Raw genomic sequence first — 18,063 nt, 5'->3', positions numbered from 1 at the left:
TTCTATTAAAAAAAGTAAACGAACAAGGGTCCGATTTCAATAAACCGGACCACGTCGTTCGTATGCATCAAGCAATCAGCTGAAGAGCGGGCTGATTGATTTCTGTTCGTGTACACGGATGATTGCTTCTGCAAGCAAACGTGCCACAGAGATTTGTTTGATTTTGCTTGCACATTCGCGTTGTGTCAAGTCGATCGTGTTCAAGACGACGAGTTCTTCGATCGCTGAGTTCTCGATCCGTTCCATTGCTGGACCCGAAAGAACAGGGTGTGTACAACATGCATAGACTTGTTTCGCTCCGTTTTCAATCAAAGCGTTCGCTGCAAGTGTGATCGTACCCGCTGTATCGATGATGTCATCGATGATGATGGCAATCTTGCCATCGACTTGACCGACGATGTTCATGACTTCTGCGACGTTCGGTTTCGGACGGCGTTTGTCGATGATCGCGATCGGTGCTTTTAATTGTTCTGCTAATTTACGTGCCCGTGTGACACCGCCATGGTCTGGAGAAACGATGACGAGTTCGTTTGGATCGATGTTCTTTTTCTCGAAGTATGAAGCGAGAAGCGGTACACCCATCAATTGATCTACTGGAATATCGAAGAACCCTTGGATTTGTGCTGCATGGAGATCCATCGTCACGACGCGTGTCGCCCCTGCTACTTCAAGCAAGTTCGCAACAAGTTTCGCCGTGATTGGCTCACGTGAACGTGCTTTGCGGTCTTGACGCGCATAACCGTAATATGGAATGACGACGTTGATTGTCCGTGCAGACGCCCGTTTCAGTGCATCGATCATGATGAGAAGTTCCATCAGGTTTTCGTTGACTGGTTGGCTTGTCGATTGAATGATGTAAATATCATCCCCTCGGACACTTTCTTCGATGTTCATCGAAATTTCGCCATCACTGAAGTGTTTGACTGAACTTTCGCTGACCGGGATTCCGATGACTTTAGCGATTTCCTCTGCCAGTGGTTTGTTCGAGTTGAGTGCGAAAATACGAATTTCATGTTCTAAGACAGTAGACATGTGTAGGTGGCCTCCATTTGTTTGGGTTTAGACGAGTAGAGCGACAAGTAATGAATTAACGATAATCGGGTTTCGTCGTTTGACGTTCCCGTGCGATCGCGAGACCGTTTTCCGGCACATCATCCGTGACGGTTGATCCGGCAGCAACAAGGGCATTCTTGCCGACCGTGACCGGTGCAATCAAGTTGACGTTACAGCCGATGAAAGCATCGTCCTCAATGATCGTCTGGAATTTATTTTTTCCATCGTAGTTGACCGTGATTGATCCACAACCGAGGTTGACGTTCTCTCCGATCGTCGCATCTCCGACATAGCTCAGGTGTGCTGATTTGCTACCTTCGCCAAATGTTGATTTCTTGATCTCAACAAAGTTTCCGACGCGTGTGTTCGCACCGAGAACCGCTTGCTGACGTAAATGCGCGAATGGACCGACTTGTGCCGCTGGACCAATCTTGCTATCCGTGACGACGGATTGACGAACAATGGCACCATCTGCCACTTCACTATTGCGGATATCCGAGTTCGGACCAATCGTACATTCTGAACCAATGACCGTGCGACCGAGTAATTGCGTTCCCGGATAAAGAACAGTATCTGAACCAATCGTGACGTCCGGTCCGATATACGTCGAAGACGGATCAACGAACGAGACACCTTGACGCATCCAGTACTCGTTCGTCCGCTTACGCATCGATGTTTCCGCTTGCGCAAGTGCGACGCGATCGTTGACACCGATTGTCTCTTCGAACGTAGGTGCCGCGTACGCTGCGATTGTTTCGCCTGCTGCTTTTGCAATCTCAATCACATCTGGTAAGTAATACTCACCTTGCGCGTTATCGTTCTTGACCTGCTTCAGCGTTGCGAACAACATCTCGTTATCAAATACATACGTACCGGTATTGATTTCCCGAAGTGCAAGTTCTTCTGCATTCGCATCCTTGTGCTCGACGATTTTCGAGACGTTTCCATCTTCGCCACGCACGATTCGTCCGTAACCTGTCGGATCGTCAGCGAGTGCCGTCAAGACAGTCACTTTTGCGTTCGTATCCGTATGATGTTGTAACAATGAAGACAGTGTCTCGCTCGTCAAGAGTGGTGTATCGCCACAGACGACGAGTGTTGCTCCCTGTTCGTTCCCGAGTACGGGTTCTGCCATTTGAACAGCATGACCTGTGCCAAGCTGCTCACTTTGAAGTGCGTATTCCACCGATGTGCCAAGCACTTCTTTGACGGATTCCGCACCGTGACCGACGATGACGACCTGTCGCTTGACGCCGAGCGTCGCTAATTGATCGACGACGTGCTGTACCATAGGTTTCCCAGCGACTGGGTGAAGTACTTTGTAAAGCTTCGATTTCATCCGAGTTCCTTTACCCGCTGCTAGAATTACCGCGAAATGATTCATCCTTGTCGCTCCTCCACGTAAATTAGTGTTGATTTCGTTCTGAAATAGTACACTCGTTCCAACTATAACGAAAATGGCATCGTTATTCAATGATGGGACGAAGCGGAATCGAGGAAAAAACGAGAAAAAAGACAGGTTTTCCCAAGAAGAGAAAACCTGTCTTTTTCTTATGCTTGATCTGTCGTTTGGGCAGAAGAGACTTCGTAACCGAGACCTTCTTCTTGATCCTCACGTGCCGCATAGGCTTCGAGTACTGAATCTTCGACCTTTTTTCGCATTAATGCATTGATTGGATGAGCGACATCCCGGAAGATACCTTCTTGCGTTCGTTTGCTTGGCATGGCGACGAAGAGACCACTGTTCCCTTCGATCACACGCAAATCATGTACCACGAATTCGTGGTCGAGCGTAATAGAGGCAAGTGCTTTCATTCGACCCTCTGCCACGACGCGACGAATTTTAACGTCCGTAACGTTCATTTTGTCCGCACCCCTTTAACCGTTGTCACAACTCTTCGTTGTCTACTTCTACTTACGGCTTAAAACAAACAAAGGTTTAGTCTTTCCCAATCTTTTTACGCATAATTTCCAAAAGTTTGATAATTACAGTATAGTTACAATCCATGCGGCTGTCAATTTCAGGTAGTCTCTGCTTCCGAGAAATAGTGATCGACGTTTCCACGCTTGACTTGAATTTGACCAAGATCGACGTCGACGTCCGCTAATTTCATTAAGCTAACGTATTCGTTGACCATCTTCTTCTCGGCACCCTCTGCCTCGATCAAGACACCCACACCTGCGACCTTTGCTTCGAACTCGCTCAAGAGACTCATCATTCCGCGAATCGTTCCGCCGGCTTTCATGAAGTCATCGATCAATAAGACGTTCGCCCCGCGTGGTAAACTCCGACGCGCAAGTGCCATCGTCCGAATCGCTTTTGAAGACCCTGAGACATAGTTGATACTGACCGTTGAACCTTCTGTCACGCGACTATCCGAACGCACGATGACGAACGGCACACCAAGTTGCTCAGCGACCGCATAAGCAAGTGGAATCCCTTTCGTCGCGATTGTCATGACGACATCGACTTTCTTTTGGCTAAAGACAGATGCAAACACTTGCCCCATTTGTTTGACCATCTTCGGATCCCCGAGTAAGTCCGTCAAATAAAGGTATCCCCCTGGCAACAGTCGATCTGGACGTGCGACACGTTCACATAGATCGTCGATGAACGGTAACGCCTTCTTACTGCTCCACGTCGGGATGAACATGACGCCACCCGCAGCACCTGGTACCGTGACGAGACGACCCGTTCCCTCATGCTCTAACATCTCGCTGACGATATCTAAATCTTCACTGATCGACGATTTCGCCGATTTATAGCGTTCTGCAAAAATCGTCAATGAGACGAGATGATGGGGATGGTCAAGCAAGTACCGCGTCATGTCGACCAATCGACCACTTCTCCGAATTTTCATTTGTTTTGTTCCACCTCTCCGTAATTCCGAATATTCAATAGTGAATATATCATTTTCATACGGATATTATCAATGGTTTTCGCCTAAAAGACGAACGACGTAGACTTCGTTACAAAAGCCGCGTAATCCATTATAGAGACGTTGTGCCCGATTCTCGTGTTCCGTCAACGCAAAGACCGTCGGACCACTTCCGCTCATCAAGACGCCTTCTGCGCCACAACTCGCCATGAATTCCTTGATCTGCTCGACTTCCGGGTGCATCGGCAACGTGACCGATTCGAGAACATTACCGAGTGACTGGCAAATGCCTTGGAAATCTTGCGCCTTCACCGCATCGATCATCGCTTCGACGTTCGGACGTTTTGCCGTGTTCAAGTCAAGGGCACCATAGACGTCAGCCGTCGAGACACCAATCGTCGGTTTAGCAAGAACGACCCAGCATGGGGGTGGTGAGACAAGTTTTTCTAGCTTCTCTCCGCGACCCGTTGCAATCGCCGTTCCTCCCATGACACAAAATGGGACGTCAGAGCCAACCGCTGCCCCGACTTCCGCCAACTCTTCCAGCGTCAAGCCAAGTTGCCATAACTCGTTCAAACCACGTAATGTCGCTGCTGCGTCACTAGAACCACCTGCAAGTCCCGCTGCGACCGGGATGTGTTTTTCTAAGAAGATTTCGACCCCTGTCTTGACGTCGTATTTTTCTTTTAAGATCGCTGCTGCTTTATACGCAAGATTACGTTCATCGTTCGGAACGTAAGCATGCTGGGCATTCATTCGAATTTCTCCTGACGGCAGCTCCGTCAATTCTAGACGGTCTGCCAAATCGACTGTCGTCATCACCATATGTACATCGTGATAGCCGTCCGGGCGCTTTGCCGTCGCATCCAGGACTAGGTTGATCTTGGCCGGAGCCTTTACAATAATCGTCATCGTGCCGTTCCTCCTCTAGTTCGTTTCCTGTAGGAATTGTATCAACCTTTCCACAAAAAAAGAAGCGAACATTTTGTCCGCTTCGGAAGGTAAGTTTACGAATTCGCAAATTCGATTTGTACGGAGTCTGTTAGCACGTCGGCGTAGCTATAAGAAACTCGCTCGACATTGTGGCGCTCTGCGTCTAGCTTGACTACAAACACCGAAGGATACGTCTCAACGAGCGTTCCGATTCGGGTTACGACCTTTTTACGACCGCCGCTTGCTTTTAGCGTCAGTCTTTCACCAACATGTGTTTCGAAAACATGTCTGATTTCGTTCAACGTCTTTGGCATACGCTTCACCTCACTAATATTTATTATAGCATATTAAATAAATATTAGAAAGGGGAAAATATTATATCTGTTCTAATCGTATCCGTCAACGTTTTTTAATTGGCAAAAGTGCATCCGCTAACTGTGCGAATTCCTGCAGGCTGAGCGTTTCTCCGCGACGACGTGGTTCGATTCCAGCTTCCAACAATGCCGCTTCGACCGCCGCCTTTTCCGTCTTCCCGAAGTGTGTCGTCAAGTTGTTCAAAATCGTTTTCCGGCGTTGTGCAAAACTTGCTCGGACGATTTCGAAGAATAATGCCTCATCCTGTGTCTGTACCGCCGGCTCTTTTCGAATGTTCAAACGGATGACTGCTGAATCGACATTTGGTGCCGGAATGAAGACTTGTTTTGGAACCGTGAAGCAGACTTCAGCTTCCGCATAATACTGAATCGCGATCGATAGAGAACCGTATGCTTTCGTGCCCGGTTTTGCACCGATTCGTTCAGCGACTTCCTTTTGAATCATCATGACGAGCGTCCGAAACGGTGCTTTCGCTTCGAGAATCCGCATGATGATCGGTGTCGTGACGTAATACGGGAGGTTCGCGACGACGGCAATGTCAGTGATGCCTTCTTGCGTGAACTCTTCTGCGACGATCGTCGAAAGATCAAGTTCAAGAGCATCGCCGTGAATGACCTTCGTATGAGGATACGGTGAAAGTGTATCGTCAAGAATCGGTAGCAACCGCTGATCGATTTCAAGAGCGACGACTTTTTTCGCCTGTTTCGCCGATTGTTCCGTCAATGAGCCGATTCCTGGTCCGATCTCGAGTACTCCGCTTTCAGGCGTTAATCCAGCTGCCCCGACGATGTTTCCTAATACGTTTAAATCGATTAAAAAGTTTTGTCCCAACGATTTTTTAAACGAAAAGCCATGTTTCGCTAAAATTTCTTTCGTCCGGTGCAATGTAGCAATGTCTTTCAAACTTCTTCCTCCTCTAATTGTTTCAATGCCGCTTCCCATTCCGCCTGCGTGATTCGGATCGATGCGACGCGTTTGACGAGTTGTTTTGCATTCGGTTCACCAATCGCAAGAATCTGACCGAGACGACGACGACGGATCGAGGCTGCTGGTCCACCAATCAAATCGGCTGCTAGAATCATCTCACGTGTCACTTCGGCAACCGGTGCTTCTTCCGTCTCATAGACAGCAGCGAGCGCCTCTTCGATTGCGGCAGGTGAGGCATGCTCCACACCAATTTTCCCTCGCTTATCTTTTGCTTGGGCACGAGGAAGATAGGCGTGTTTACAGCCTGGTACGCGTTCATTGATTCGGGCACGGATACGATCTCCTGGAAAATCAGGGTCCGTGAAGATGATGACACCGCGTCGTTCCAGTGCCTTCTCGATGCGTTGCATCGTTTGTTCATTAACGGCTGAGCCGTTCGTTTCAATTGTATCGACATCAAAGACTTCTTGTAATCGTGTCGTATCATCTCGTCCTTCGACGACGATGACTTCTTTTAAGCGTTTCCGCATGATCTCTCCACCTTCTTCAAACACTCTCGTAATTGTACCTGTTTCCACGAAAAAAACAAGGAAGCGTCACATGTCCGCTTCCGTTGCACTAGGAATGACCCAGACTTGCAGTTGTTTTCGACCGAACGTCTTCGCTGTTTGTTCTCCGTCGACCAAGACATCGATCTTATTGCCTTTGATGGCGCCACCGGTATCGAGAGCGATCGCAAGCCCCACTCCTTCGACGTAGACTTTCGTTCCGAGCGGAATGACTTTCGGATCAACCGCGATGATCGGCATCCCTTGATAGGTGATCGTATCCGTCACGTCATACCCGGTCGCGGTCAAGGCACGTCCGTTGTACAAACGACTGCCGTTCGAAGCTGGGTCGTTCGTATACGCCGTCGCTTCGACCATCAAACTCTTCGCACTTGAAAAATCAAGATCTGCATCAGCTTTCGGTGTTTCAGCTAGTGGATTCGTCGCCTGTTCTTCGTTGAAGACTGGTGCTTCAACAGGTGTCTCAACCGGCTTGGTTCCAACTTTGACGACTTGTTTGATCGGTTTTTGCGTCACTTGATCACCAATCAGTTTTTTCTCTTTACTGAGACCGTCAGCGAGCGTCAATTGATACTTTTTCGTTCGGATACCCGGACGACCTGATGCCGTCACGAGTTGTTCGCCTTCCGGTAGAGTTGGATCCTCGACTTCTTCAATCTCAAACGGCACGAGCTGTTCTTGCGTCAACGTCGCACGACGTGTCGTGTTGACCGTGATCAACGTTCCTTCCGTCACGCGGGTATCGGGATCCGGAGCGACTCGGTCTTCCTTTTGCAGACGGATTCCTTCCCGTGCTAACAATTCCCGAACTGACGTCTCATACGTGTAGATTTGTCGGGCTTTTCCACCAACGACGAGATCAACGGGAAAAGCTTCCCGGTACCGAACGGTCATTCCGTTCGTCAACACAGCGTCAGACGACGGATAAATATCATCCGTCTCCGCTTTTTTGATGCCGCGTTCTGCAAGCAAATCCTTCACTTGGCGTGCCTGCGTCCGAACCCGACGGGACTCACCATACCCCATGATCAGCGTGATTTCTTTCGCCCGCTGAATGACGATTAATCGTTTTTTCGGCAGGTCGGCACTGAGCGCCGGTTCAATCACATCATTGTCACGCGTCGTAATACCGGCTTCTTCAAGTGCTCCATAGACAGAGTCAGCTGTCGTTTCAATTTGCTGTTCTTGACCATCAATCAAGACAGTCACGGTTTGTGGATGATCCATCATCCCATAGACGAGCGCAGCCGCAAGTAGCAGGCTGCACCCGATCGTAATGAACGTCAACGAACGCATCATGGCAAACGGAAGACCCGTTTTGCATTTTCCGTCGTCGCTGCTTCGACGTCAGCATACATCATGCCACGGAGCTGCGCGATCTCTTCGGCGACGAATCGGACGTAAGCCGGTTCGTTGCGTTTACCGCGGTGCGGTGTTGGTGTCAGGTACGGACAATCCGTCTCAACGAGTAGACGATCGAGCGGAACTTCCTGCGCGACACGTTTCGGCATCTTCGCATTCTTGAACGTAACGGGACCTCCGAGTGAAATATAGAAGTTCATCGCCAGGCATCGTGGTAATAATTCAGCACTCATGCTGTAGCTATGCAGAATCCCTCCGACTTCTTTTGCATCCTCTTCTTCAAGGATCCGTAACGTATCTTCTGTCGCTTCCCGGTTATGGATGACGATCGGTTTCTTTTTCTGCTTCGCGAGCCGGATCTGTTTGCGGAAAGCTTCCTGCTGCACATCTTTCGGTGACGTATCCCAGTGATAGTCGAGCCCGATTTCTCCGAGCGCGACGACTTTTTCGTGATCCATCAACCGTTCGACCTTTTGGTACGCTTCCTCGTCAAAATCAATCGAGTCGACGGGATGCCAGCCGATGACCGCATAAAGATCATCGTACGCTTCGACGAGTTCCATCGCACGATCAATCGTCTTATGATCAAATCCGACGACGATCATAGGTGAGACACCGTTCGCGCGTGCCCGCTCGATCGTCTCGTGGACGTCGTCCGCAAATTGGTCTGCATTCAAGTGAGTGTGTGTATCGATTAACATAGCTGTTCGACTCCTTCTTTAAAAAAATGCCTGTGACATGAAGTCCACAGGCATCGGTTTTATTTTACGCTTGCGCCGTTCGCCATCGTTGACGGGACCGTCGCTAGTTCAAGTTTTCCTGCTTTTTCAGCAGCAAGGACCATTCCTTGTGAGAGTTCGCCACGTAACGTGACCGGTTTTAAGTTCGCCACGACAATGACTTTTCGTCCGACTAAATCTTCCGGCTCATACCACTGAGCGATACCAGAGACGATTTGGCGTGTTTCTTTGCCCATATCGACTTGTAGCTTCAATAGTTTTTTCGCTTTTTTGATCTTTTCAGCCGTCACGACTTCACCGACACGTAATTCGATCTGGTCAAAGACATCGATTGTCGTTTCTGGACGAATATCTTCGTCTTCTTCTTCAACTTCCTCAACACGTGCTGCAGAAGCTTGACGCATCATGTCGACGATTGCTTCGACTTCTTCTTTGACGTCGAGACGTGGGAAGATTGGTGTCGCTGTACCGACTTTCGTTCCTGGTGCGATGTCTGCGAATTTCTCGAGCGCTGCCCAGTCCATCGCTTGTCCAGAGAGACCCAGTTGCGCGAAGATCTCTTTTGGTGAACGCGTCATGAACGGTTGTAACATGATCGCCACGTGACGCAAGACGCCGACGAGATGCACCATGACAGAACCGAGTTCCGCCGTTTTGGATTCGTCTTTTGCAAGCACCCACGGTTGTGTCTCATCAATGTATTTATTGGCACGGCTGATCAATTGCCAAATATTCGACAGTACGACAGAGAATTCCATGTGTTCCATCGATGCTTCGACTTTCGTGACCGTTTCTTTTGCAAGATCCGACAGAGTCGCATCAAACGGTGTCACGTTACCTGTATAGGCTGGGATCTCACCATCAAAGTATTTCGTGACCATCGCGATCGTCCGGTTAAGTAAGTTCCCGAGATCGTTCGCTAAATCATAGTTCATCCGCTCAACGAATGCTTCAGGTGTGAACATACCGTCCGAACCGAATGGCACTTCCCGTAAGAGGTAGTAACGAAGAGCGTCGAGACCGTAGCGATCCGTCAATGGAATCGGATCGACGACGTTCCCTTTTGATTTCGACATTTTTCCGTCTTTCATCAACAACCAACCATGTGCGAAGACTTTCTTCGGTAATGGGAGGTCAAGCGCCATCAAGAGTGCGGGCCAGATGATCGTGTGGAAACGAACGATTTCTTTTCCGACGAGATGGACATCTGCTGGCCAGTACTTATCGAAGTTACCGTGATCGTCTGTACCATAACCAAGTGACGAGATGTAGTTCGTCAACGCATCGATCCAGACGTAGACGACGTGTTTTGGATTCGACGGGACTTGTACACCCCAGTTGAATGTCGTCCGTGAGACCGCTAAGTCTTGAAGACCTGGTTTAATGAAGTTATTGATCATTTCGTGTTTACGTGATTCTGGCAAGATGAATGACGGATTCGCTTCAAAGTACTCCAGCAGACGGTCCGCGTACTTACTGATCCGGAAGAAGTAACATTCTTCGCGAACGAGTTCGACCGGGTGTCCACTGTCAGGGCTCTTCCCGTCGACGAGTTGTGATTCCGTATAGTACGTCTCATCCGGAATCGAATACCAACCTTCGTATTCACCTAAATAGATATCGCCCGATTCAAGAAGTGTCTCGAACACTTTTTCGACGACTTTCTTGTGACGTGGTTCTGTCGTCCGGATATAATCATCGTACGAAATGTCGAGACGATCCCATAAGACTTTAATCTGTTCGACGACACCGTCGACGAATGCCTGTTCCGAAATCCCTGCTTCTGCTGCTTTTTCCTGGATCTTTTGACCGTGCTCATCGCTACCTGTCAAATACCGGACGTCGAATCCTTGAAGTCGTTTGTACCGTGCCATCGCATCTCCAGCCACCGTCGTGTACGCGTGACCGATATGTAGTTTTGCACTTGGATAATAAATCGGGGTCGTGATATAAAATGTCTTTGCCATGTTATTCCTCCGTTCTCTGATTTCCATCTTCATTATAGGCTATTATACGCTGTTACGGGACTGATGTCGAAACTCACTTTTTGTCGAATCGAAACATTTTTTGACATCAGACATCAAATTACAAAAAAACACACTCTATAGTTTCATTTCCTTTAAAAAGGGAAAATGTATTAATAAATCGTTTCAAATATGGTGTTTTTGAGAAATAAATGACATTTTGATTTCAAGCTATTCAGATTGGTTGACTACTTTTGGAAAGTCTAGTATTCTACATTCTATAGAAACGATGTCGAATTTTGACGATTTTTCAAAAGAAAAAGAGATCCATGACATCAAAGGAGGAACAACAAAATGAAATCAACAGGTATTGTACGTAAAGTAGACGAGCTCGGTCGTGTCGTAATTCCAATCGAATTACGCCGTACACTTCAAATTGCAGAAAAGGATGCCCTCGAGATTTATGTCGACAACGAACAGATCATCCTTAAAAAATATAAACCAAACATGACTTGCCAAGTAACAGGAGAAGTATCAGAAGATAACTTCAAATTGGCTGATGGTAAATTGATTCTTTCACCAGATGGCGCACAACGCGTTCTCGTTGAATTAAAAGATTTCCTCGATCGTCATTACGCAAGCAACGAATAAGCAAAAAAGGAAGCTCCTGACGGGGCTTCCTTTTTTTAATCTGCTTCGTGAAACGCAAGGTATAGTTCCTGACGATCCAGTCCCCGTTCCTTTGCGACACGCTTCAACGCCGCGTTCGGCTTTTCGCCTTCTTCGATATACCGACGGATTTGCTCGAGTGGATCACTGTCTTGAATGACCGCATCAGGTCGTTCTTCATTTGACCCTTCGACAAGAACGACGAACTCACCTCGAACGTCTTCTGCTGCCCAAGCACGTAATTCACTCACGCTTCCCCGAATGTACTCCTCGTACCGTTTTGTTAATTCCCGGGCTAACGTCACCTGGCGATCACCGAGTACTTCCTCGATCCCTTGTAACATCTCTTTCAATCGATGTGGTGCTTCATAAAAGACGAGCGTTCCGGTTTCGTATTTCAATTGCTCCAACGCTTCGCGACGTTCTTTTTTCTTCCGTGGCAAAAAGCCGTAATATAAAAAGCGTTCTGTCGACAGACCAGACGCGACAAGAGCGGTCAACGCAGCGTTTGCACCCGGAAGAACGATGACAGGAATGTCTGCTGCAATCGCTTGGCGGATCAAGTCGCTTCCCGGGTCCGAGATACCGGGCATACCGGCATCGGAGACGAGGGCGATTTGCTTTCCTGCTTCTAAATCAGCGAGGAGTCGTTCCCCGCTTGTTTGTTTATTGTGTTCATGATAACTGACAAGCTTCGTCTCAATCGAAAAATGTCGAAACAGTTTCATCGTCTGCCGGGTATCTTCTGCTGCGACGATATCGGATTCCTGTAAGATCCGTACTGCCCGATATGTCATGTCTTCTAAATTGCCGATTGGTGTCGGGACGATATAGAGACCGGCTCCTTGCTGTTGATAGCTACTCGTCGCTTTCATGAGGTTCCTCCTTGAATCAACCGTTCTTTTTGTGAACGTGTTAATTGTTTAATCGCATATTCCCGCTTCATTGCCTCTGACTTCGTTGCGAATATCTCCTGATGAACGAGGACGACCGGTAGACGGGCACGTGTATACTTCGCACCCTTACCTGCGTTATGTGTCGCGATGCGTTGCGTGACGTCTACCGCGTAACCCGTATAATACGTATCATCTTGGCAACGAACGATATAGACTGCATGCTCAGACATCGAACAGTTCCTTCATCTGAGCCGCATACGAGTTGTCCGCCTCATAGACGATGAATGGGGGGAGCACCTTCAGTCCAGGTTTTGCATCCTTGATCCCCTCGATCAACAGCATGTTTGCTTCCTTCCCTGCTTTCGGATAAATCAGCTGCATCCGTTTCGGTTCCAAGCGATACGTCCGCATCAAGGTAACGATATCAAGCAGTCGTTCCGGTCGATGGACGAACGCTGCTTTCCCGCCTTGTTTCAACAAATCAGATGCACCTCGAATACAGTCTTCGAGTGTACAGAGGACTTCATGTCTTGCAATCGTATAATGTTCACTTTGGTTTTGGTTCGATGTCTCGTTTGCTAAAAAATAAGGGGGATTACAGGTGACAGCATCATAGATGCCGTATCCAAGACGCGTACCCGCCTCTTTGACGTCCCCTTCAATCATCTCAATCCGATTGTTCAGTTCATTCAAGTTGACGCTACGTCGTGCCATCTCCGCTAGTCTCGGTTGAATTTCAAGACCCGTGATCTGCCCTTTCGTCCGGTAGGATAAAAAGAGTGGAATCGCACCGTTTCCCGAACAGAGATCGGCAATCCGTCCCTGTTGAATCGGGACCCACGCAAATCGTGCGAGCAGTGCCGCGTCGAGTGAATACGAGAAGACGGATGGACTTTGAATGATTTTCCCTTCTTGTCCTAAGAGATAATCAAGTCGTTCGTCTGGTAATAGTTCAAACATGTCGTGCCTTCCTTTCCGAAAAAAAGACTGACTCGTGTAGAAGTCAGCCTCTCAATGTTTCGTTAACATGGATAAGCAAAAGAGGCAATCGCCGTCTTTTCGTACTTGTCCATAATGCAAGTTACAGATGTGGAACCCTTCCTGGTACAATCGTCCGAGATTATCGTAGCCCGCACCGACGCCCGCTTCCGCTTCTTCCGCTTCCGTGACCGGCTGTTGTTCATCGCGTTCGACTTTTTCCCGAAGATGATGATTCTCCAGATACAGATGTTGGTTCTCTTCCATCATGTAAGCCAGCTGATCCTTTAACACGCTCAGATGCTCAGTCAGCAAATGAATCTGTTGCTCAATCGCATCGACACGCGTAATGATTTCTTTTTTATCGACTCTCTCCACGCGTATGCACCCCGTTATTCTTTTGGTCGTTTTGGTTTTACGGCACCAACGGATAATAGTTCTTCCATCGAATACGTCAAGACGCGGGAACGATCCTTCAGTTCGATTTGAACGACTTGATCGAGGATGTTCAAGCCAACGACGCGTCCTTCGCCTTCAGGTACCGTCAAACGTTTTCCGTAGTCCGGCAAATCACGGCGCATCTCTTCATACGTATCGTTCTCATATTTCAAGCAGCACATCAAACGACCACATACTCCTGAAATCTTCGTCGGATTCAACGACAGGTTTTGATCTTTTGCCATCTTGATCGAGACCGGTTCGAACTCACCAAGGAAAGATGAACAACATAAGACACGACCACACGGACCGATGCCTCCAAGTAACTTCGCTTCATCCCGAACACCGATTTGACGGAGTTCGATGCGTGTCCGGAAGACAGCCGCTAAATCTTTGACGAGCTCACGGAAATCGACACGTCCTTCTGCCGTGAAGTAGAAGATGACCTTATTGCGGTCAAACGTGTACTCGACATCGACCAATTTCATATCGAGTTTATGTTCACGGATTTTTTCGACACATACCGCATGCGCATCAAGCGCTGCGACTTTATTTTCGCGGACGATCATTGCATCCTTATCGTCAGCAATTCGAAGAATGGATTTCAGTGGCAACACCACATCTTCTTCGTCCATTTGTTTATCGGCGATGACCACTTCGCCATATTCAATGCCCCGTACCGTCTCAACGATGACTGCTTGTCCTCGTGATAATGACTCTTGTCCAGGTGCAAAATAATAAATTTTGCCCGCTTCTTTAAAGCGAACGCCTACTACTTCTAGCATGTCGCTCTACCCTTTCTGTAAGTCAAACATGAGACGCTCAACTGTTAATTGGGGATTAACATTCGCTTCGACCCGTCGGACTGCAGCAAGCACAGCTTGCAACCAGCGGGTGATCGTCGTCTGGCTCTTAGACCCCATCTGTTCAAGTTGGGGTTTACTATTCGTATAGGTCATACCTTCCCACGCCGGATTCAGTTTCAGACGTAAGACATCCTCGAAGAAACAGGTGACGAGTTCAAGACCGATTCGGACATCCTGACGGTTCTTGAATTGTCCCATCCATTTCTCTTGTACGAACAGCGGTAAATCAGCCGGACGATTCGCTAATTCCTCCATCAATTGTAACACTGACGCTCGCGCATTTACAAACCAGTCTTCGAGTAATGCTTCTTCTGCATCCTCGACTTTTGGATAGACACGCGCTGCCAATTGCGTCAACTCGTGGTCCCGTCCCGTTTTTTCAGATAAAACCTCGCCAATCATTTGACGATCCGCCGGACGAAAACTTAATAACTGTCCCCGCGATCGAATCGTCGGTAAAAGGAGCTGGGGTTGATTCGTCAACAATAAGGCCACTTTTCCTTCTCCTGGTTCCTCAAAGAACTTCAGTAAACTGTTTGCTGCCTGAGGAGTCATCTTATGGGACTGGGTAATGACATAAATCTGACGATCGCCTTCGAGTCCTCGGAGTGAGAGATCATGCATCAATTGTTGAATCTGTTCTTTTTTGATGGTCGCGCCATCTGGTTCGATTTCATAATAATCGACCAAGTTGCCACTTTCCATCCGCCGACAGCTACGACAGACACCACACGGCTCTACATCAACCGGGTCCTCACAAAATAGGCTTTTCGCGAACAAGTGAGCCGCTTCAAGTAGAAGCGGCTCATAGTCTCCGGTGAAGATATAAGCGTGATTGATTCGATCGTTTCGTAACGAATTTTGAAGAATCGTCGAAATGACCGATTGTGTCTGTTCCAATTCATGAAACGTCTGCATCAGAATTGATGAAACCCTTCGATTGGTAAGACGAAGACCGTCGCCCCGCCTACCTGGACTTCAACAGGGTACGGGATATAAGAATCGGCATGACCACCCATTGGTGAGATTGGAGAAACCATCTGTTCGCGGCTTGAACAGTTCTTTTTGATCAATCGCAACAAATCATCGAGACGCTCACTCTGTACACCAATCATGAACGTCGTGTTCCCTTCTTTAAGAAAACCACCTGTCGTTGCTAGTTTCGTTGCTCGGAAATCATGCTCGACAAGTGCTTCCGCCAAACGTAAGCTATCTTTATCTTGAACGATCGTAATGACCATTTTCATGAGAATCTCTCCTTTTCTTCTAAATACGTAATGACATCTTCCACTAAGTCCTGATGAATCGCTTCAATCGATCGATTGGCTTGTACGATCTGCACCCGTTCCGGATCCGACGCCGCAATCTGCTGAAAACCATCATAGACGCGGGCACGAAACGCATCATCTCGTTGCTCGATTCGATCAAGTGCTCCCCGGTCCATCATTCGTTTTTTAGAATCCGTTACCGTTAAATCAAATAAATACGTTCGGTCTGGCGCTAACCCACCTGTTGCAGAATCATTGATTTGACGCACGAGATCAATCGGATGTCCAAGACCATACCCTTGATACGCAAGTGACGCATCAACGAATCGGTCACATAAAACAATTGTGCCTGCCTCTAACGCCGGTCGAATCAATTCCTCGACATGCTGGGCACGAGACGCTGCATACAACAGAATTTCTGTCATCTCTTTCATCTCTTCAAAATCAGGATTCAAAATCAACGAACGAATTTCGTTCCCAACGCGTGTGCCACCTGGCTCACGGGTCGTCATGACGTTATAGCCTTTTTCTTTTAACACATCACTAAGCAATTGTAGTTGTGTCGTTTTACCGGCACCATCTGGTCCTTCGACAGTAATGAACGTACCTTTCATCCTTCAAACCCTTCCTCTATGACGCGTAACGCTCCTCGTTGCAATTGTTCGCCCCCTTGCAAATGAACGGCTACGGTTTGATAATGTCGTAAACGTAGTACCTGTTCCGCCGTAATGCGTTCGCCTCTGACAATCAACGGAATGCCTGGCGGGTACGGAATAATCGTTTCGAGTGAAACATGACCGATACACTCATCCAGCTGACGGAACGTACCTGTTGCTTGTTCTAACTGTTCATAAGAACAAGCTAAAGCAGATACCTGTATTTTACCCATAATTGGTTGCTCGATATACCTTTTCAAAGGAATTCCTTCTGATTTCATCATTTGAATGGCTCGTTCGACACGGTGGACCCAGTCATTCTGCTCAGACTTTGTGAGCGGACGAAGTGGCAAAATACAGACGACGTGATCTCCTAAAGCAAATTCTGCATCGAGTTGAACAGCTCGTAACGCGTGCAGCAACGCATCTCCTGAATATCCCTCATACGTTAATGTCATCCGTGACCAATCATCGAATCGCAGAACCGTCATATGATCGAACCGTTGAAGTGCTTCGATGAATGCATCATGACTAGCTTGAACCTCTGACATACCCTTAACTGTCCATTGTTCACGATAGGAACGGGCGTAGTCTAATGAAGCTAGCAGTAAATATGAAGGACTCGAAGTCTGAAACGCTTGAAGTGCTCGCTGTAATTTCCTTCTCATCTTTTCTGAAAATCGCTCATGCATCCATGCTCCCATCGTCAGTGCTGGAAGTGTTTTATGGGCAGACTGGACAACAGCAGTTGCTCCCAATTCAAATGCAGAGCGTACACCAAATGCTTCACCGAAGTGTGCACCATGTGCTTCATCCACTAATAAAGGGAGCCCGTGCGACGCTGTGAGCTGAACGAGTGACGTGATATCAGCAGCTTCCCCGTAATAGGTCGGTGAAGTGATAAACACGCCGACTCCTCCTGGGTATTTCGTAAACGCTTCCTTTAATGTTTCACGTGAAACATGTCCACTGATTCCCGTTTCCTCATGGATGTCTGGTTCAAGAAAGATCGGTTCGATCCCCAGCCATTCTAACGCATTGAACACCGATTTATGGGAATTACGCTGTACATAAACACGCTCTCCTCTTGCTGCTGTAGCGGCAAGCATCGCCCAGATCCCAACGGTCGAACCATTCACAAGGAAATGACTCGCTTTTGCACCGTAGACTTTTTGCAGCAAAGCTATCGCGTCTGCAATGGCCTCTTCCGGATGATGAAAATCATCTAGACCAGGTAATTCTGTGACGTCCCATTTAAAGAAGTCAGGAAGAGGTGTCAATGTTCCATTCTTATGACCAGGAACATGCCATGAGATGGGCGTTCGATCTAAATGGCGTTGAAGTGCATGTACAATAGGAAGTTCGTGTTTCATGAAAAAACTCCTTTTCCTCTAAAATGATTACACAAAAAGACCGACCTGCAATCTGCAGATCGGTCAAGTGCCTGGCAACGTCCTATCCTCACAGGGGGAAGCCCCCAACTACTTTCG

Annotated in this window: 21 protein-coding genes; 1 reads left to right on the top strand and 20 read right to left on the bottom strand. The window is 48.0% G+C overall.

The window, feature by feature from the left end:
- Positions 1 to 75 precede the first annotated feature (75 nt).
- The 11 genes from KNQ08_RS16400 to metG all read right to left on the bottom strand — a co-directional run bounded on the left by KNQ08_RS16400 (position 76) and on the right by metG (position 10,805).
- Positions 76 to 1,032, bottom strand: a complete 957-nt coding sequence (locus KNQ08_RS16400) for a ribose-phosphate diphosphokinase (RefSeq protein ID WP_012368955.1) — start codon at positions 1,030 to 1,032, stop codon at positions 76 to 78.
- Between the two features lie 55 nt (positions 1,033 to 1,087).
- Positions 1,088 to 2,437 (bottom strand): bifunctional UDP-N-acetylglucosamine diphosphorylase/glucosamine-1-phosphate N-acetyltransferase GlmU, encoded by a 1,350-nt coding sequence (gene glmU / locus KNQ08_RS16395; RefSeq protein ID WP_214806315.1) that lies wholly within the window; start codon positions 2,435 to 2,437, stop codon positions 1,088 to 1,090.
- 167 nt (positions 2,438 to 2,604) lie between these two features.
- Positions 2,605 to 2,916 (bottom strand): septation regulator SpoVG, encoded by a 312-nt coding sequence (gene spoVG / locus KNQ08_RS16390; RefSeq protein WP_064301046.1) that lies wholly within the window; start codon positions 2,914 to 2,916, stop codon positions 2,605 to 2,607.
- Between the two features lie 158 nt (positions 2,917 to 3,074).
- Positions 3,075 to 3,914: a pur operon repressor gene (purR, locus tag KNQ08_RS16385; protein WP_023466544.1), complete on the bottom strand. Its 840-nt coding sequence runs from the start codon at positions 3,912 to 3,914 to the stop codon at positions 3,075 to 3,077.
- A gap of 69 nt (positions 3,915 to 3,983) precedes the next feature.
- Positions 3,984 to 4,844 carry a 4-(cytidine 5'-diphospho)-2-C-methyl-D-erythritol kinase gene (gene ispE, locus KNQ08_RS16380; RefSeq protein ID WP_023466542.1) on the bottom strand — a complete coding sequence of 287 codons (861 nt, stop codon included), beginning with the start codon at positions 4,842 to 4,844 and terminating at the stop codon, positions 3,984 to 3,986.
- 95 nt (positions 4,845 to 4,939) lie between these two features.
- Entirely contained in the window at positions 4,940 to 5,179 is a 240-nt protein-coding gene (locus tag KNQ08_RS16375; RefSeq protein ID WP_012368950.1) for a Veg family protein, read from the bottom strand.
- Positions 5,180 to 5,264: 85 nt separating this feature from the next.
- Positions 5,265 to 6,143, bottom strand: coding sequence for a 16S rRNA (adenine(1518)-N(6)/adenine(1519)-N(6))-dimethyltransferase RsmA (rsmA, locus tag KNQ08_RS16370; RefSeq protein ID WP_023466540.1), 879 nt, complete (start codon positions 6,141 to 6,143; stop codon positions 5,265 to 5,267).
- Positions 6,140 to 6,697, bottom strand: a complete 558-nt coding sequence (rnmV, locus tag KNQ08_RS16365; RefSeq protein ID WP_214806314.1) for a ribonuclease M5 — start codon at positions 6,695 to 6,697, stop codon at positions 6,140 to 6,142. The genes rsmA and rnmV overlap by 4 nt, the downstream gene beginning before the upstream one ends.
- A 66-nt stretch (positions 6,698 to 6,763) precedes the next feature.
- Positions 6,764 to 8,035, bottom strand: a complete 1,272-nt coding sequence (locus tag KNQ08_RS17010) for a 3D domain-containing protein (protein WP_214806313.1) — start codon at positions 8,033 to 8,035, stop codon at positions 6,764 to 6,766.
- Positions 8,032 to 8,799 (bottom strand): TatD family hydrolase, encoded by a 768-nt coding sequence (locus KNQ08_RS16355; RefSeq protein ID WP_023466535.1) that lies wholly within the window; start codon positions 8,797 to 8,799, stop codon positions 8,032 to 8,034. The genes KNQ08_RS17010 and KNQ08_RS16355 overlap by 4 nt, the downstream gene beginning before the upstream one ends.
- Before the next feature lie 59 nt (positions 8,800 to 8,858).
- Entirely contained in the window at positions 8,859 to 10,805 is a 1,947-nt protein-coding gene (gene metG, locus KNQ08_RS16350) for a methionine--tRNA ligase (protein WP_214772638.1), read from the bottom strand.
- Between the two features lie 351 nt (positions 10,806 to 11,156).
- Between metG and KNQ08_RS16345 the strand changes: the two genes are divergently transcribed.
- Complete coding sequence (locus KNQ08_RS16345; RefSeq protein ID WP_023466531.1) at positions 11,157 to 11,453, top strand: transition state genes transcriptional regulator AbrB; 297 nt, start codon at positions 11,157 to 11,159, stop codon at positions 11,451 to 11,453.
- A 35-nt stretch (positions 11,454 to 11,488) separates the two neighbouring features.
- On the opposite strand, the gene rsmI is transcribed toward KNQ08_RS16345, so the two are convergent.
- Genes rsmI through KNQ08_RS16300 form a run of 9 tightly spaced genes read right to left on the bottom strand, consistent with a single transcriptional unit; the run spans position 11,489 to position 17,946 of the window.
- Positions 11,489 to 12,346, bottom strand: coding sequence for a 16S rRNA (cytidine(1402)-2'-O)-methyltransferase (rsmI, locus tag KNQ08_RS16340; RefSeq protein WP_195866262.1), 858 nt, complete (start codon positions 12,344 to 12,346; stop codon positions 11,489 to 11,491).
- A complete protein-coding gene (locus KNQ08_RS16335) occupies positions 12,343 to 12,597 on the bottom strand; it encodes a GIY-YIG nuclease family protein (RefSeq protein WP_029343047.1) in 255 nt (84 codons plus the stop codon). The genes rsmI and KNQ08_RS16335 overlap by 4 nt, the downstream gene beginning before the upstream one ends.
- Entirely contained in the window at positions 12,590 to 13,327 is a 738-nt protein-coding gene (locus tag KNQ08_RS16330) for a tRNA1(Val) (adenine(37)-N6)-methyltransferase (RefSeq protein WP_214806311.1), read from the bottom strand. The genes KNQ08_RS16335 and KNQ08_RS16330 overlap by 8 nt, the downstream gene beginning before the upstream one ends.
- Before the next feature lie 51 nt (positions 13,328 to 13,378).
- Entirely contained in the window at positions 13,379 to 13,729 is a 351-nt protein-coding gene (yabA, locus tag KNQ08_RS16325; protein WP_119182633.1) for a DNA replication initiation control protein YabA, read from the bottom strand.
- A gap of 8 nt (positions 13,730 to 13,737) precedes the next feature.
- Positions 13,738 to 14,568, bottom strand: coding sequence for a PSP1 domain-containing protein (locus tag KNQ08_RS16320; RefSeq protein WP_029343044.1), 831 nt, complete (start codon positions 14,566 to 14,568; stop codon positions 13,738 to 13,740).
- A 6-nt stretch (positions 14,569 to 14,574) separates the two neighbouring features.
- Entirely contained in the window at positions 14,575 to 15,567 is a 993-nt protein-coding gene (locus KNQ08_RS16315) for a DNA-directed DNA polymerase (protein ID WP_023466521.1), read from the bottom strand.
- Complete coding sequence (locus KNQ08_RS16310) at positions 15,567 to 15,896, bottom strand: cyclic-di-AMP receptor (protein WP_023466519.1); 330 nt, start codon at positions 15,894 to 15,896, stop codon at positions 15,567 to 15,569. The genes KNQ08_RS16315 and KNQ08_RS16310 overlap by 1 nt, the downstream gene beginning before the upstream one ends.
- Positions 15,893 to 16,531: a dTMP kinase gene (tmk, locus tag KNQ08_RS16305; RefSeq protein ID WP_214725618.1), complete on the bottom strand. Its 639-nt coding sequence runs from the start codon at positions 16,529 to 16,531 to the stop codon at positions 15,893 to 15,895. The genes KNQ08_RS16310 and tmk overlap by 4 nt, the downstream gene beginning before the upstream one ends.
- Positions 16,528 to 17,946, bottom strand: coding sequence for an aminotransferase class I/II-fold pyridoxal phosphate-dependent enzyme (locus tag KNQ08_RS16300; protein ID WP_214806309.1), 1,419 nt, complete (start codon positions 17,944 to 17,946; stop codon positions 16,528 to 16,530). The genes tmk and KNQ08_RS16300 overlap by 4 nt, the downstream gene beginning before the upstream one ends.
- Positions 17,947 to 18,063 lie beyond the last annotated feature (117 nt).

It is taken from the genome of Exiguobacterium sp. s46, assembly GCF_018618875.1.
GTDB classification, from domain to species: Bacteria; Bacillota; Bacilli; order Exiguobacteriales; family Exiguobacteriaceae; genus Exiguobacterium_A; species Exiguobacterium_A abrahamii.
This window is presented reverse-complemented; position numbering and strand designations above follow the sequence as displayed.

Excerpts from the sequence above, each read along its gene's own strand:
- KNQ08_RS16400 (WP_012368955.1), bottom strand. The coding sequence starts at position 1,032 with ATGTCTACTGTCTTAGAACATGAAATTCGTATTTTCGCACTCAACTCG.
- glmU (WP_214806315.1), bottom strand. The coding sequence starts at position 2,437 with ATGAATCATTTCGCGGTAATTCTAGCAGCGGGTAAAGGAACTCGGATG.
- spoVG (WP_064301046.1), bottom strand. The coding sequence starts at position 2,916 with ATGAACGTTACGGACGTTAAAATTCGTCGCGTCGTGGCAGAGGGTCGA.
- purR (WP_023466544.1), bottom strand. The coding sequence starts at position 3,914 with ATGAAAATTCGGAGAAGTGGTCGATTGGTCGACATGACGCGGTACTTG.
- ispE (WP_023466542.1), bottom strand. The coding sequence starts at position 4,844 with ATGACGATTATTGTAAAGGCTCCGGCCAAGATCAACCTAGTCCTGGAT.
- KNQ08_RS16375 (WP_012368950.1), bottom strand. The coding sequence starts at position 5,179 with ATGCCAAAGACGTTGAACGAAATCAGACATGTTTTCGAAACACATGTT.
- rnmV (WP_214806314.1), bottom strand. The coding sequence starts at position 6,697 with ATGCGGAAACGCTTAAAAGAAGTCATCGTCGTCGAAGGACGAGATGAT.
- KNQ08_RS17010 (WP_214806313.1), bottom strand. The coding sequence starts at position 8,035 with ATGATGCGTTCGTTGACGTTCATTACGATCGGGTGCAGCCTGCTACTT.
- KNQ08_RS16355 (WP_023466535.1), bottom strand. The coding sequence starts at position 8,799 with ATGTTAATCGATACACACACTCACTTGAATGCAGACCAATTTGCGGAC.
- metG (WP_214772638.1), bottom strand. The coding sequence starts at position 10,805 with ATGGCAAAGACATTTTATATCACGACCCCGATTTATTATCCAAGTGCA.
- KNQ08_RS16345 (WP_023466531.1), top strand. The coding sequence starts at position 11,157 with ATGAAATCAACAGGTATTGTACGTAAAGTAGACGAGCTCGGTCGTGTC.
- rsmI (WP_195866262.1), bottom strand. The coding sequence starts at position 12,346 with ATGAAAGCGACGAGTAGCTATCAACAGCAAGGAGCCGGTCTCTATATC.
- KNQ08_RS16335 (WP_029343047.1), bottom strand. The coding sequence starts at position 12,597 with ATGTCTGAGCATGCAGTCTATATCGTTCGTTGCCAAGATGATACGTAT.
- KNQ08_RS16330 (WP_214806311.1), bottom strand. The coding sequence starts at position 13,327 with ATGTTTGAACTATTACCAGACGAACGACTTGATTATCTCTTAGGACAA.
- KNQ08_RS16320 (WP_029343044.1), bottom strand. The coding sequence starts at position 14,568 with ATGCTAGAAGTAGTAGGCGTTCGCTTTAAAGAAGCGGGCAAAATTTAT.
- KNQ08_RS16315 (WP_023466521.1), bottom strand. The coding sequence starts at position 15,567 with ATGCAGACGTTTCATGAATTGGAACAGACACAATCGGTCATTTCGACG.
- KNQ08_RS16310 (WP_023466519.1), bottom strand. The coding sequence starts at position 15,896 with ATGAAAATGGTCATTACGATCGTTCAAGATAAAGATAGCTTACGTTTG.
- tmk (WP_214725618.1), bottom strand. The coding sequence starts at position 16,531 with ATGAAAGGTACGTTCATTACTGTCGAAGGACCAGATGGTGCCGGTAAA.
- KNQ08_RS16300 (WP_214806309.1), bottom strand. The coding sequence starts at position 17,946 with ATGAAACACGAACTTCCTATTGTACATGCACTTCAACGCCATTTAGAT.